This is a genomic window from Mycoplasma miroungirhinis (assembly GCF_013008815.1).
Taxonomy (GTDB): domain Bacteria; phylum Bacillota_I; class Bacilli_A; order Mycoplasmatales; family Metamycoplasmataceae; genus Metamycoplasma; species Metamycoplasma miroungirhinis.
Genome location: NZ_CP053097.1, coordinates 121395 through 137383, shown reverse-complemented (window position 1 = coordinate 137383; position 15989 = coordinate 121395). Strand labels below are relative to the sequence as shown.

Annotated in this window: 11 protein-coding genes; 1 reads left to right on the top strand and 10 read right to left on the bottom strand. The window is 23.9% G+C overall.

All coding sequences use genetic code 4. The annotated features are described in order from the left end of the window. Positions 1 to 13: 13 nt before the first annotated feature. Positions 14 to 994 carry a recombinase RecA gene (gene recA, locus HLA92_RS00640; protein ID WP_171112518.1) on the bottom strand — a complete coding sequence of 327 codons (981 nt, stop codon included), beginning with the start codon at positions 992 to 994 and terminating at the stop codon, positions 14 to 16. 113 nt (positions 995 to 1107) lie between these two features. On the opposite strand from recA, the gene HLA92_RS00635 reads away from it, so the two are divergent. After that, positions 1108 to 2028 carry a site-specific integrase gene (locus HLA92_RS00635; protein WP_171112516.1) on the top strand — a complete coding sequence of 307 codons (921 nt, stop codon included), beginning with the start codon at positions 1108 to 1110 and terminating at the stop codon, positions 2026 to 2028. A gap of 249 nt (positions 2029 to 2277) precedes the next feature. Here HLA92_RS00635 and HLA92_RS00630 read toward each other — a convergent pair whose 3' ends face one another. The 9 genes from HLA92_RS00630 to HLA92_RS00590 all read right to left on the bottom strand — a co-directional run bounded on the left by HLA92_RS00630 (position 2278) and on the right by HLA92_RS00590 (position 15737). Beyond that, positions 2278 to 5190 carry a type I restriction enzyme subunit R domain-containing protein gene (locus tag HLA92_RS00630; protein ID WP_171112513.1) on the bottom strand — a complete coding sequence of 971 codons (2913 nt, stop codon included), beginning with the start codon at positions 5188 to 5190 and terminating at the stop codon, positions 2278 to 2280. 62 nt (positions 5191 to 5252) lie between these two features. Beyond that, complete coding sequence (locus tag HLA92_RS00625; RefSeq protein ID WP_171112511.1) at positions 5253 to 5405, bottom strand: hypothetical protein; 153 nt, start codon at positions 5403 to 5405, stop codon at positions 5253 to 5255. Beyond that, positions 5405 to 6142, bottom strand: a complete 738-nt coding sequence (locus HLA92_RS00620; RefSeq protein ID WP_171112509.1) for a triose-phosphate isomerase — start codon at positions 6140 to 6142, stop codon at positions 5405 to 5407. The genes HLA92_RS00625 and HLA92_RS00620 overlap by 1 nt, the downstream gene beginning before the upstream one ends. Positions 6143 to 6216: 74 nt before the next feature. Then, entirely contained in the window at positions 6217 to 6612 is a 396-nt protein-coding gene (locus HLA92_RS00615; RefSeq protein WP_171112506.1) for a hypothetical protein, read from the bottom strand. A gap of 132 nt (positions 6613 to 6744) precedes the next feature. Then, complete coding sequence (locus tag HLA92_RS00610; protein WP_171112504.1) at positions 6745 to 9216, bottom strand: ATP-binding cassette domain-containing protein; 2472 nt, start codon at positions 9214 to 9216, stop codon at positions 6745 to 6747. Then, positions 9206 to 10318, bottom strand: coding sequence for an ABC transporter ATP-binding protein (locus HLA92_RS00605; protein WP_171112502.1), 1113 nt, complete (start codon positions 10316 to 10318; stop codon positions 9206 to 9208). The genes HLA92_RS00610 and HLA92_RS00605 overlap by 11 nt, the downstream gene beginning before the upstream one ends. Positions 10319 to 10326: 8 nt before the next feature. Further along, positions 10327 to 12693 carry an ABC transporter permease subunit gene (locus HLA92_RS03355; protein ID WP_171112499.1) on the bottom strand — a complete coding sequence of 789 codons (2367 nt, stop codon included), beginning with the start codon at positions 12691 to 12693 and terminating at the stop codon, positions 10327 to 10329. Positions 12694 to 12696: 3 nt separating this feature from the next. Next, positions 12697 to 15450 carry an OppA family ABC transporter substrate-binding lipoprotein gene (locus tag HLA92_RS00595; RefSeq protein WP_171112497.1) on the bottom strand — a complete coding sequence of 918 codons (2754 nt, stop codon included), beginning with the start codon at positions 15448 to 15450 and terminating at the stop codon, positions 12697 to 12699. A gap of 140 nt (positions 15451 to 15590) precedes the next feature. Next, positions 15591 to 15737: a hypothetical protein gene (locus HLA92_RS00590; RefSeq protein ID WP_171112496.1), complete on the bottom strand. Its 147-nt coding sequence runs from the start codon at positions 15735 to 15737 to the stop codon at positions 15591 to 15593. Positions 15738 to 15989: the final 252 nt, after the last annotated feature.

Genomic DNA, 15989 nt, shown 5'->3' with positions numbered 1-15989 from the left:
TAAATAAATTTATTTAGTCATTTGCTAATTGTTCAAGTACTAAATTAGTAATTTCTTTTAAAACATCTTCATGTTGTACAAGATAAATTTTTAAATTAGATTTTCCTTGTGCAATATTTTGTTGATTATATGAGTATCATGAACCTTTTTTTACAAAAATTTGAAATTTTTCAGCTAAATCAATAATTTCTCCAATTTTGTCAATACCTTTTGAAAAAATTATTTCTACATTTGCCGTTTTAAAAGGTGCTGATAGTTTATTTTTTACAATTTTAATTTTTACTAAGTTTCCACTTATTTCGTTATTATCAGTTATATTGCTTACTTTTCTAACTTCTGCTCTAACTGAAGAATAAAATTTTAGAGCTTTTCCACCTGGTGTAGTTTCTGGATTTCCAAAAATAACCCCTACTTTTTCTCTAATTTGGTTAATAAAAATTACTGTAGTTTCATTTTTTGCTAAACTTGATGTAATTTTTCTTAATGCTTTTGACATTAATCTAGCTTGACCTCCAATAGTTTGGTCTCGCATTTCACCAGATAGTTCTGCTTCAGTTACTAAAGCAGCAACTGAATCAACAACAATTAAGTCAATATTACCGGATTTTGTTAAAATATCAACTATTTCTAATGCTTGTTCTCCACTATCTGGTTGAGATAAAATTAATTCATCAATTTTTACTCCTAAATTACGAGCATAAATTGGATCAATAGAGTGTTCTGCGTCGATAAACGCTGCTATTCCTCCATTTTTTTGTATTTCAGCTATAGCATGTAATGCTAAAGTAGTTTTTCCACTACTTTCAGGTCCATATATTTCAACAATACGTCCCTTAGGTCATCCATCTATTCCTAAAGCTTTATTAAGTGTAAGAGATCCAGTTGAAAAGGTTTTACAATTTAAATCAGATTTTTGACCTAAATACATAATCGATTCTTTACCGAATTTTTTTTCTATTTCTTTTAAAATAGATTCAATTTGTGTTTTTTCCATTTTGTCCTCCACTTTTATAAGTAAAAAAATCGATAAAAATATAAAATATTTTCATATTTAAATTTTATATAGAAATTATACATTGTTTTTTTCTGTGGGTTAGAAAGGAAACAATGAAAAAAGATGAAATTTTATTTTATAAATATTTTGAAAACTGAATCTCAATATATAAAAAAGGATCGATAAGAAACATAACATTTTCTAAATATAAATTAACACTTGGTTGAATTAAAAAATTAGCACCAGATTTAAGAGTTTGCGACATTGATAGAATGACATATCAAAAAATATTAAATGATTATGCAATTTATCATGAAAAACAAACAACATTAGATTTTCATCATCATTTAAAAAGTTGCCTATTAGATGCTTTTGATGATGGATTGATTTTAGTAAATCCCACAAGAAAGGCAGTTATTAAAGGAAAATTCCCTCGTGAAAAAAAGACAAAATTTTTAAGTCAATTTGAATTACAATTATTAATTAAAGAACTAAAATTAGAAGATAAATTAAATTTTGATTGATTAATATTTTTAGTAGCAAAAACTGGAATGCGTTTTTCTGAAGTATTAGGAATTACACCTAAAGATTTTGATTTTACAAAACAAACTTTAAATGTTAATAAAACATGAGATTATAAAGAAAATACAGGATTTTCATTAACTAAAAATAAAACTTCCAATCGTAAAATTCAATTAGATTGATTAACAAGTTCAAGATTTGCTTTATTAGTAAAAGATCTTGATTTAGAAAAACCAATTTTTGTTTGAAAAAAACATATTTTTAACTCAACTATTAACGATAGATTAGAAAAATATTGTAAAAGAGCAAATATTCCTGTCATTTCTATTCATGGTCTACGTCATACACATGCATCTATTTTATTATATGCAGGTGTTTCTATTGCTTCAGTTGCAAAACGCTTAGGACATGCTAGTATGAATACAACCGAAAAAATTTATCTGCATATTATAAATGAACTAGAAAATAAAGATATAGATCTCGTAATGAGATCTATATCGAATTTATTTTAATAATAAATAACCCACAAAAACAACATTATTGTTGTTTATTATTTATTTTTTCTTCAAAATAACGTTTAACACAATTTATTTTAGCAGAATTATTTAATACATTTTTTTTAAATTCAGTTTCACAAAATTTAGAGAACTCATCCATTTTTTCTAGTTTAATTAACTTAAAGATTGTTTTGTAATTTAAAATTTGATTTACATTTGGATCTAAATTTTTAAATTCCGAAATTTCTTGTTCAGGTATTCCAGTTAAGTTTGAAAAAAATAAGACATTATTTTTTTTTGTTTATTTTTATATTTTATTATGTATGTTTCAATTTCTTCTTTAAGATTTTTTAAAAAATTATAATTATCAATAATATAAGTTTCATTTTTAATATCTTCAATCAATTGATCTATTATTATTTGTTCACTGTATTCATATAATTTCTGTTGTTCATATAATTTATCAATAACATATTCTCTTGTTAAAGGAGTTTTAAGATTTTCTAAATAATTATCATCAACTTTAATATTGAAATTAAAATCTAAATTATTGGAATTATTTTCAAATAATTCAAAGTTAATTAAATTTCTTTCATCAGTTTTTGATAAATTTGTTGTTTTTTTCATCAATGATAATAAATCCTGATATCTTCTTTTTAAAATATTTCATCATGTAGTTGTTTCTATGTTTTTAATAACAGGATTTGCACTAAATTTTTCTCTTTGATCTTGGTCTAAATAATATCATTTTTTACGATAATTAAAAATGTTATTAAATATCTGTAAAAAATTATTGATATTATCTTTTGTTAAATTATTTAAATTGATAAAATCTGTTTCCATTAATTTTGGAGGAATTTTACTATAATTTTCAGGGATTTGTAGTTTTTTACGAATATTTTCTAAAATTTTGTACTGTTCTATAATTTTTGCAAAAATTTTTTCGGGTTTGTATTCTTCGATAAAACTATTAAATTGTTCAGGTGTTATATTAGCATACATTTTTAATGCTTTTTCTAAGTTATTTTTCATTTGAATAGGTTTTTTAAAAAAGTGCACTTTGCCATAATTTTTATAAGGATATATTCTGTTAGTTCTTGAAATAGCTTGAATAATTGCATATTTTTGAGTAATTTCCTTATCAAAATAAATAGTATTCACAAATTTTGAATCATAACCTGTTAAAAGTTGGTCAACAACAATTAATAAGTCTAATTTTTGTGATGATGTACCGTTATCAGTAATAGTTTTATTAATATTTTCTTCTCTTATATCTTGAGCTAATCTTTGTTCAATATTAGTTTTAAATATTCCTTCTGATAAATGTTCTTTAACATTGTAATTAGTACCATAATTTTTATTATATTGATCTAAAAGAGATTTTAAAAAATCTAAACGTTTAATATATTTATCTGAATCAGAAGGAAGAGAAAAATCAAATAAAACTGAAACTTTTATTTTCTTTTCTTCACTTAATTTAGAAATGTCCTCTTGAAATTGCTCATAGTATCAAATCGCTTCTTCAATGCTGCTAACTGCAAAAATACCACTTCATATTCTGCTTTTGTTATCTTGTCTATCAGCTATTATTTCTTCAACTATTCATTTTTTATAAATATCACTTTCAAAATAACCTAATAATGATAATTGTTCTTCTAATTTTAATTTTAAATCATTATCTTTTTCACTATCTTCTAGTAAATTTAAAAAAGTCAATCTCGCATTATCAAAATCATTTCTTGAAAAAATACCATTTTCATATGGTTTAATATATTTTTTATAAAATTCTGATTTATCAGCTTTATCATTGTGAAAATACTTAAATTTCTCAGTACTATCTTGATATTCTAAACGATTTGATTTCATAAAATCTAAAATTCCAAAAAACTCTAATAATTCTTTTCTAAAATCTAATTTAATTGTAAAGGGTAAAACTTTTTTATCTCTAATTCCTTCTTGCATCGTGTAGTGATGAATTTCATGACCGAAAATTTTTTCAGTTAAAGTTTTTTCACCATCTTTATCTTTTTCATCATCTAAAATTGGAGTACCTGTAAAACCAATTACCATTGCATTTTTAAAGTTTTGTTTAAATTGAATAAATCATTCACCATCAGTTGAACGATGAGCTTCATCAAAAACAAAAATAAATTTTTCAGTATTTACATTTATAGTTTTAATTTCATGGATTAATTGGATAGAAGTAATAATGATTTCTTTTTGAGATGCTGCTTCAAGTTTTTGTTTTAAATAATGTGAATTAGTAGGTTGAGATATTTTTATAATATATTTATCATCTTTACTATCATCGTTTGCATATTTTTTAAATTGAAAATTCGTTTGTTGATTTAATGAACGACGATCAACAACATGAACTACTTTTCGATCTGGGTATATTCTTTTTAATAATTGTGCTAATTTAAAACTAGTAAAAGTTTTCCCTGAACCAGTTGTATGTCAAACGTAACCGATTTTATTTAATTGATGTTCTTTATGAGTTTCAATTACTTCTTCAACATTTTTAAGTGCTGCTTCAATTGCATGGATTTGGTAACTTCTAAGAACCATCAATTGATCTATATTAGTATTAGCTGATGCATAACGAGCAATTAAATTATGAGTTAAAGGAATTTTAAAAAATGTTTTGACAACTTGTTCGTAATTATAAATTTTGGAATTATTTTCATTTGTTCAATTAAATCATTCTTCTGGTTTTGAACTTATATTTTGAACATCAGTTTGATTTGGTGTATAAATCATTTCATTTTCTGACATAGCTACTAAAATTTGAACGAATTTATACATTACTTGTTGTTTATTATCGCAATAAAGTTTTTTATTAAATAATAATTCACTATAATTTTTTAGTTGATTAACTGCTGCTTGAATATTAGATTTTTCTTTTTTTAATTCAATATTATAAATCGGTAATCCATTAATTAGTAATAAAATATCAGTTCTTACATCTTTTTTGGAATCATCATTAATTTGAAATGTAGTTTCAGTAGCAATTTGGTATATCGCATCAGGATTATCAAAATATGCTGTAAATTCTTTACCTTTGAATAACTTTAAATATAGCGGTTGTTTGTCATCAAAAAAATCATAACCAGGTAATGTACCTAATTGTAATAAATCATGAATTTCAGTGACTATTTTCTCTTTTATTAAACCCAAAATAATATTAATATGATCTATTGTAATTTTTCTACCTTTTAGAATATATTTATTGATTATGTTTAAAATATCACATCAATTTTTTTTAGATCTTCATTCTTTTTATTTTTTAAAACTTTAGGGATTTGATTACTGTTTTGTGATTCTCTATTATCTCGATAATGCATTTTTAAAAGATCAATAATTCTTTTTTGTAATTCGTATTCTGATTCCATTATTTTCCTACATTCATTAAAATTTTATACATTTCATAAAAAGTTTCAGCTTCTAGTGATGCATTTCCAACTAAAAATCCTTTAATCTGTGGAATTTCTAATAGATGTAAAATATTTGAAGGTTTAGCAGAACCACCGTATAAAAAAGTAGTCTGTGGCAATTTTTGTTCTAAAAAGTTATATATGTCTTTTAAATGTTCATTTGAAGAAACTAATCCAGTACCAATTGATCATATAGGTTCATAACTTATAATAATTTGTGCTGGATTTTCAATATTTTTTAAAGCTTCATCTATTTGATATGTTAGTGATTGAATAGTTTGATTAGATTGATATTCTTCTTTTGTTTCTCCAATACATAAAATTACATTTAAATTGTTTTCAATTGCATTTTTAATTCTAGTATTAATTAAAGAAGGATTGTCTTGAAAATATATTCTTCTTTCTGAATGACCTAAAATTGTGAAATCAACTAATAAATTTTTAATTTGATGAGCTGAAACTTCACCAGTATATGCACCTTTTTGATAAATGGATAAATTTTGCGAACCTAATTTTAAATGATTAAAATTTGTTACATGTTTTAAGGCTAAATTACTCGGACTCACTGCAATACCTACAAATATATTTGAATTTGTATTGTCGTTGTACAATTTATTAAATTGATTTATAAATTTTTGTTCCTCTGAAAAAGTTAAATTCATTTTATGATTACCGATTAAATAATATTTTTGCATTTTATTTCCTTACTAATTTTATTTTAATTATAAATTAAAAATAAAATACTCACAAAAAATGCAAGTATTTTCATTTATTTCATATATGGTATGAGTGATATTTGAATAATTATGGTTATCAAAATCAATGCTCAAAAAATAAAAGTTGATGATTTATAACTTCGTTTTTGAGAAACTTGTTTTTGTTTTGATATATCTTGATTTTTAATAAGTTTATTTAATTCATATTGTGACATATGACGTTTTTTTAACATTTCATTTTGCTTTTTAAAATTAAAAGTATCAAAGATGTTTTTTAAAACTTTTTTTAAACCTGTTCCTAAACCTTTTCTAATCATTAATGTTAATACATTAATACAAAAAATAATAACATTAGAAACAGTTAGAGAATCAGGAATAGATTTAGTATTTTTAAATATATGTTCTTTATTATTTTCTATTATGATACTATCTTTTAATCAATAAGCCAAACTTAAAAATATAAATATGTAAATTAAAATATTGATGATTAAAAAAACGAAAATATGTAAATTAAAACCATTTTGGATTCAGAATTTTAATCTGTGAAATCAGTTGTTAAACTTAAGTTTTTTCATTGTTAATTATTTATTTTGTTTACGGTTTTTTTCTAAATCTTCGAAACTTAATTTATCTTTTGTTTCGATTTTTAATGTTTTTATATCTTTTATAATTTTAGTTCATTCATGCACTTGTTCATTTGTTCCATATACAAAATGATCATCTTCAACTTGATATGTTTTAGGAATATTTGGGAATTTTTGTTGTTCTAAATAATCTAATTCAAAACTTACGTTTTTAAATTTTTCATCAGCATTGGAAATTTTTGGAATAGCTTTAAATAAATTTTTAGTATATGGATGAACTGGAGTATCATAAATTGCTACCACTTTTCCACTTTCAACTATTTTACCAAGGTGCATAATTTCAACACGATCAGCAACATATTCAATCATACTTAAATCATGAGCTATAAAAATTAGACCTATATTTTTTGATTTACATAAATCTTTTAATAAGTTAACAACTTGTGCTTGAATAGAAATATCTAAACTTGCAATTGGTTCATCAGCTACAATAATTTTAGGTTCAGTAATTAATGCTCTTGCAATAACAATTCTTTGTCTTTGTCCACCTGAAAATTCATGTGGATAACGATATGCAAATTGTTTTAATAGTCCAACTTGTTCTAAGTTTTTATAAATTAATGTTTTGTATAATAAGTTTTTTATATGATAACGAACATATAAATTAGTATAAACTCATTCAAACGCATTTAATAATCAAGGTAGTTTATTTTTTAGAACTTTTTGCATGAAATGCTCATTAATACCTAAAAGTAAATTAATGTTATGAATATCTTTTAGTAAATATTTATATTCAATATCAAAAGTTTTTTGTGTTTCTAATTTGTTTGTAACGATTGTACTGTAATTTAAAATTGCAAATTTTCTTTTGTTTTTTTCTTCTTTTGCGTTTACAATAATGTCTTTATCATCTTCATAAAAACTATTAATAGATGCTTCTTGGATGTATTTTAAAAAATTAGCATGTACTTCTTTAAATTTAGTTGATAAATAATTTATTTTATCTCTTAATCCGTGATAAATAACGTTAACTTCTTTAATTTCTTCATCTAATTGAGCAATAACTGATTTATTTTTTTCCACATAACTTTGGTATGCTTGAGCATTAATATCTTTTGCTTTTTGAAGATTCTTTTTAATATTTTCAAGTTCTTGATGAGTTATTAAAGGTGTATCTTTTTGATGTAAAATTGAATGTAATTGTTTTAATTTATTATCGTATTTTGCAAAATCATCTTGAATTTCTTTAATATTTTCAGTATTAAAACTAATGTATTTATCATAATTAAAATTAAAAGATTGTTCAATTTCATTTTTTATTCTTTTTGCTAAATGTTTTTGGTAAGGGAAATTTAATTTTTCACTATAAAAAGTTAAAATATATTGTTTTAAATCATTTACAAAACTTTTTATTTGACTAAATCCTAAATATCTTAATTGGATATGAACTTTTTGTAACAATTTCATTGCTTCTTTATTTAAAAGTTCAATTTTTAAATTGTATGCATAAAATTCTAAATCAGTAGATAAAAGACGATTATTTTTTATTAATTCTTTTTCATTTTTAAATTCTTGATAAAAGTTTTTAAAAGTGTTTTTATTAATTATTTTGTAATCTTTTATATCTTTTGCATATTTAGATTGTTCTTCTTTAACTTGTTTAATTTCGTAATATGCATCTAATTGTTTTTGTGAATATTTAACTTTTAATAAACCTTCATTAAATAATTTAGTTTGATTATTTACTTCAATTTCATCATATTCTAAGTTATTATCACGAAATTCTTGTTGTTTTTGATGGTAGTATTCTATTAGTTTAGTTGTATTTGAATACATTGCATTAATAGTTTCACTTTCCATATTTTGTTTTTCTTCTAAATAAGCAAAATATGTATTAAAGTTATCTTCTAAATTAAGTTTAGAATCAAAAGTAATATTATTTAATTCTTGTTCTCAATGTTGAACAAATTTTGTTGCAATTTTGTTAAATTCATTTAAATTTTCTAATTCTAAAGTTTTAGTTTTTTTAGAAAAAGTATATTTAAACATTTTAATTACTTTATTTCAATCACTAAAAATTTCCCGTAATTTGTCTTTCATTATACCATTTACTATTAAAGGTTCTTTTAGTGTAGAATAAATGGTTTTTTGTCCGTTTAAAGATGCATGTGGATCTTGGAAAATCATTTGCATATTTCTTCTTAAAAACTTATTACGACGTTTAGAAATTTTCTTACCACTAATGATTTTGCCATTTAAACGGACAAAACCATTGTAATTATCATAAAGTCTAAGTAATGATCTACCAATTGTTGTTTTACCAGAACCAGATTCACCAATTAATCCAACAACTTCACCTTCATGAACATTAAAACTAACTCCATCAACTGCTTTATTGATATTTCCACTGTTTATAAAGTATTTTTTTAAATTATCTATTTCTAAAATAACTTTTTTATTATTTTCCATCTTTATAAAATACCTTTCTAAATGATTCTAAACGTTTAACTAAATCTTCTCTTAAATGAACTTTAGGAGCTTCGGGATGCAATAATCAAGTTGCGGCTGCATGAGTTTTTGAGATAGGAATTAATGGTGGTTCTTTAATAAAATCAATTTCCATTGCGTATTCATTCCGCGGTGCAAAAGGATCTCCTAAACCTAAATTAGCCATATCAGGTGGTGTTCCTTTAATTGAAAATAATCTATCTTCTCGATCTTCTGGAACAGCACTAATTAAAGCTCATGTATATGGATGTGCTGGTACAGTAAAAATTTCTTCTTTAGTTCCTTTTTCAACGATTCTACCAGCATACATAACATAAATATAATCACAAAATTTAGCAACAACTGAAATATTATGACTAATTAAAATTATCGATATTCCCATTGTGCTACGAATATTTTCAAATAAGGCTAAAACTGATGCTTGGACTGTTGGATCTAAAGCAGTAGTTGGTTCATCGGCAATAATTACTAATGGTTTTAATGCAACAACCATAGTAATAACAACTCTTTGTTTCATTCCTCCACTTAATGTATGTGGATACATATAAAAAATCTTTTCTGCATTACGTAAACCAAATTGTTTTAAAAGACCAATTAAATATGCTTTTTTCTCACTTAATGGCCGTTTTTTTCACTCATTATTGTTATTTAAAGCATCTAATAATTGTTTTCCAATTTTTCTTGTTGGATTTAAAGAAGTTAGAGGATCTTGAGGAATATATCCAATTTTTGAACCTCTTATTTTTATTCATTCTTTTTCTTTTTTAAATTTTGATAAATCAATATCATCAATAACCATTGATTTAGAAGTTGTTTGTGTTCTTTCATTAACATTAATTAAAGCTTTAGAAGTAACTGATTTACCAGAACCTGATTCACCTACAATACCTACTATTTGACCTTTTCTAATTTTTAGATCAATACCTCTAATGATATGTAATAATTTTTTCTTACCTAATTTAAAGCTAACATGCAGATCTTCTACATCTAAAACAGTGTCTTTTATATCTTCTTCAATTTTTTCTGAATAAATATTTAAATCATATTCTTGTGTACTTTTCATATTATCTCCTATTTTTTAGATGCTTTTATAACTTTAGGATCAAGTGCATCATGAACACCTAAAGCAATAAATTGTAATGATAATGATAATGTTAGTAATATCAATGAAGGTAATAATAAAATTCAGAAGTTATCAGGTGCTTGTGGAGTTGCATCAAGTAATAATTGACCTAAATTTGCATTATCAATATTTTTATAAAATCCTAAAAATGCAAGTGATGCAATTGAAAGAATAATTCCAGGAATTCTTTGTACAAAACCTGTTGCTATTTTACCTATTATTGCAGGTAATGCATGAGTAAAGACTTGTCTTGAAGTTGAAGCACCAATACTTTTTGCTGCTGTAATGTATTCTTCATCTTTAACTGTTATTATAAACATACGAGTTCTAGAAACTGGTCAAGCTCAACCTGTTACAACTAATGCAATTATTAATGCAGTATTTGAAACACCCATAATTGAAACAAATAATAAAAGTCATATTAATGAAGGAGGAGCTAAGAAAATTTCAATAATTCTCATAAATATTGTATCAATTCATTTTCCAACATGGAAACCTAAATAAGCACCAATTGCTACTCCTATAAGTGTTTGTAAAGTTGCTACTATTAATGCTATTTTAATACTTTCTGCAGTTGCAGCTCAACTTGTTGTTCAAATATCAAAACCATTAATATCAGTTCCTAATAGTGTACTTACTGCTGGAAATGTAGCACGTAGTGAAGCAATAAATTCAGGATTAAAAGTATGGTTAGGATCTACATCTAATATTTTTTGAATTTCTATATTTAATAAATAAGAATCAAATACTATAAATGGATTATAAGTTACGCTAAAACTTTTTGAAGCACCAACTAATTCATGAACTTTAAAAGTATCTAATAAAGGTTGAAAATAAGTTTGTAATTCAGGATGTTTATCTACTAATTCCTTAATTTTTATAAATGTTTCAAAAATACGGTTATTGTTTTTTAAAAATATTGATTTTGTATTTGTGTATTGAGGTGGTAATAAAGTAATAAATTCTTTATCAATGTTATTTATAGGTTTATTTGGTGAATAATGTGTTGCAATTGGAATAATTATTGAACATAGAAGTAAAACTATAAATGTAATAAAAGCTAAAGTAACATAAGGGTTTTTAAAAAACCTTTTTGCAATTTCAACAAGCATTTTTTTCGGTTTACCGGCAATGTTTGAAGAATATAATGAATCTGGATTTTCTACATATTTAATTTTTTCTTGTAAATTTGTACCCAAATTATAACGATTATTAAATTCACTACTTGCATTTGTTACCTCCTTGTCTAATAATGTATTTGCTTGAAATAATGATTTTTGAAGTCTTTTTCTTTCGATATATGCACTAATATATGCTAATCTATTTTTTCCACTTGATGATGAATATTTAATACGAGGATCTAATATTGCATAACTTATATCAATAATGATTTCTGTTATTATTGATAAAAATGTGAAAAATAAAGTACTAAACATAACAACATTTCTTTCTCCAGATGGAAAAGCTCTTGCTATTATTTGTGATGTTCCAGGAACATTTCAATAAACTTCAACAATAATAGAACCTGTTAATAAAACAATATATGAAGGAAAAACAATACTGAAAATAGGAATAGAAATATTTCTAAAAACGTATTTTTTAAATATTTCAAAATTGCTTAAACCTTTAGTTTTGGCAATTAAAACATAATTACTTGTTAAAACTGTAATAACTTGATTACGTGTATATGAAGTATATCCTGCTAATGAACCTAATGTAACTACAAAAATAGGTGTTATATATGATTTAATAATAACATTAAGAGGTTGACCATCACCTTGTTTAAATACTGTTGAAGGTAGACCTGAATTGATTGCAATATTTATTGCAATAGGAGCAATAATAAATGAAGGTAATGCGATAAAAATTAATACAAAAATATTAATTCCACTATCTAACAATGTTCCTCTTTTATATCCTGCAAAAGTACCTAAAATAATTCCTATAATTGAACTAATGATAAAAGCAGGTAATGATATCATAATTGAATATTGTAGTGGTTTGAAAAATAATTGTGGCATTGTTGTTATTTCTCCACCAAAAGGGTTGTTTTGACTGTTAAAAACAAAACCAAAATCACCACTTAAAAATTTTCCAATATAGATAAAATATTGTGTTAAAACATTTTTATCTCATCCAAATTCTTGTTCTTTTTGTTTAACGAATGCTTCAACATTGGGAACTTTTGTATTAACAGCGATTTCTCTAAAAGGATTTGCAGTACTAAATGTTGCTATTAATACATATGAAAATAAGGATATTATAAATAATGTAACGATAGCAAATGCTATCCGCTGTAAAATATATTTTGACATATCTTATTCCTTAGATGTAGTTTTTATTTTTCAATCTTCATAATGTTCAATACCATTTTGTTGTAACGGTGCTTCGTATCCATTATGTAATAAAAATGGAGCAAAGTCATCAGATGATATTGATTGCATTGTATCAAATTGAGTAGGTGATAAATAATTAGTTAATTCTTTAGCGAGCTCAATTAATTCTTCATTTTTTCTATTTACAGTATAAGCAGTTCAAAATTGTCCTGATAATGTTCCAGTTTGAGTAATCTCTTTATTTGCATCAATATCATCAGATGTATGAGTTTGATGTTTTAATAAAAATTCTGGTAATTTATTAATATCTAATTCACCAAATGTTATTTTATTTTCTTTTAGTTTTTCATTTGTATATTTAACTAAATATTTAGATACATCAACTAATTGTGGAAATGAAGCTTGTAATTTATTTTGTAAAGATTCTGAATGTCCAATTGCAAATAATTGTGGAATTAAATTACCTTGTCATGAAAATCCATCAAAACCAGAACCAATAGTATCTACGTCATAACCTCAACCACTCAAATCACTGCCTGATGCTCAAACAGCTTTAAATAATTCACCTTGATTTGTTGGATTTTGTAATTCACCTAAATCAAGACGAGGATCTAATTTTTTGATTATTTCAATTGCATTTCTTGTTGATTGAATATACACGTTTGTGGCTGTTGAACTAAATGGGAAAAAGTATTGGAATTTAATTTTATCAGTTTGTGAAAATTGTGGATTGTCTTTATAAAATTGATCTAATAATATTTTCATTTGTTTTTTGATTTGTTCAAAACGAGCTGATTTATATTGTTCTAATTCTATTGATGTTTTTTGGAATGCTTCTTTGTTATTTTGTGGAGTAATTGAATCACCTATTTCACCTAAACTAATTTTGTTTAAATTTAAATCTAGAGCAAACAATGAATTTACTTTTTGATATTCATCACGAGGTGTTTTTATATTACTATCATTTTGATTAGTTCCAGAAATATTAGCATCAGGAGCTAAATGAACTAATCATGGTTTTGCAACTTGTGAAGTTAAAGCATCAATATATTTAGATCAGTTGATTGCTGCAGCAACTAAAGTTCTAAATTGTAATCCTGTACCTGCTATAAAAGTATCTAAACTTTTAACATTACCTTCTGCTATATCTTTTAATGTACTTCCTCACATTAATTTAGCATATAATTCATTAAATGAATAATAATCTTCAGGTTTAGTTGATTTGTCTACACTTAATGTTTCAAAAGAACCGGGAACTGGTTGTAATAACACTCTTGAAATCAAACTAGTTTTATTAACATCTTGTCTTGAACGTAATCCATATTCATGCACATTTTCATTAATGATATTTTTAGTTTGTTGATTTAATGATTGATATGCTATTCTTGTGGTTGTTCCTGCACGATAATTTTGTCATTGTTGTTGATCATATAATCCTGGATCTATTACTGATTGTTTATAAATATTTTCAATCACTTTAATACTTTCATTTGATTTTACTCATTCTTGATCAAAAAAGTATGGATTTTGTTTAAATATTTCTTTTAATTGTTTAAATCCTTCTGCATAATAAGGTCCAGCAAATAATGTATTATTTGTATTCATACCATATCAAAATACACCAAATTTACCAACATTAGTTTTTAAAAAATCATCTGTTGTTATTTTAGCTAATAAATCATTTGGACTTTTTTCAGTATATGAAGTAATTTTTATATCTTTTTGTGCAATTTTTTCTTTAATATAGTCACTTGGTGCAGCTGCAAAGTCATTTGATTTAGCAAATGAATTAAAGAATTCAGAACCAAAAATACTTTCACTTTCATCTAATGGATTAAATGTTAATGCTTCTTGTCCTTTGTATTCATTTTCTGATTCAATTTTTGTTATTAGTTTTTCACGATCATAAAAATCGCTTGCTTTAACATTAAATAAATCATAAACATATTGATTTGGGAATAAGTCATTAGTAGTAAATCTTCTTGTACCAGCAGGTAATAAACTATTCATTTCTTTTTCTAGCTCTTGATTTGAACCATTTCCATATTTAAGACGTGTTCTTTGTGAACGTAAAACAGTTCTCATTCATGAATATCAATAATCATCAGCTTTGGTTTTATATTTAGTTAATTCACCTTCTGAAGTTACTCATGGAGTTTCTCTTACAATAAGTTGTAATTTTTTAATATTATTTAGATTATTTAAAAATTCTTTTGAATTAATTGATCTAGGATCATTTGAAAATGCTTGAACATATAATGAAGAAAATGTTCCATCAGGATTTTTAGAATTTGTTTGTGTATCTAAATCTTCAATTGTGTCTTTATCAAAAACTTTAACAGTACCATCTTTTAAAGTAAGTAAAACAGCTTTTGCTCCATAAAATTTATATTTTCAAAATGAAGGTTTATTAATTTTAGTAACAATACTAAAATCATCTTTTTTATATTCATAAGAAACACTTGCTTCATTTAAAGGTTTTAATTTTATAAGTTTAAGCGATACTTGTAAATCTTTTGAAGTTTGTTGTTCAGAACCATATCCTATTGAACCATCATAATCAAATCCACTTAGTGAATTAGGATTATTATAATTTTGAGAATAAGTTCTACGCTCTGAAACTGTTACTATTTTTGAAGAACAAGCAGCAGCAACTAACGAACTTAAAACTGTTACACCAGTAGATAATAAAATTCCAGAAACTATAAACTTAAATTTTTTATTTTTAATTATCATATTCCTTCTTTTTTATAATTTATTTACAAACTTATTAAAAAATCCAGCAAAATAAACTTTTTTCAAGTTTAATTGCTAGCTAAAATATATTTATTATACAAGTTATATTTTTTTAAGAACTTTGCAATCAAATTTGAAAGCTATTCATTTTTTATACTAAATGTTTCATTAGAAATAATAATATTTTTAATGTTCATAGCTTTAAAATTTGAATAGTTAAAAAATGACTCATTATTTGTGTCTAAATTATTTGTATTTGTGGCATTAAATAATGTATTTTTTTTCATAACTATCGTTCTAATTATAACATTTTTTAGAAATTTTTGATGTTTTAATAATTTTCATTTTTTCAAAAATTTTGTTTAATATTCATAAATATAAATAATTAATTTAATTCTCTAGTGTAGAAATACAATTGTATGAATGTTATTAGCAATATTTAAAATAAATTTTTATAATAAGTTAATGTATTTTATAAATTTCATTATTTAAATAAATAAGTTCTTCTGAATCGATTTTAATTAATTTTTTATCTTTTA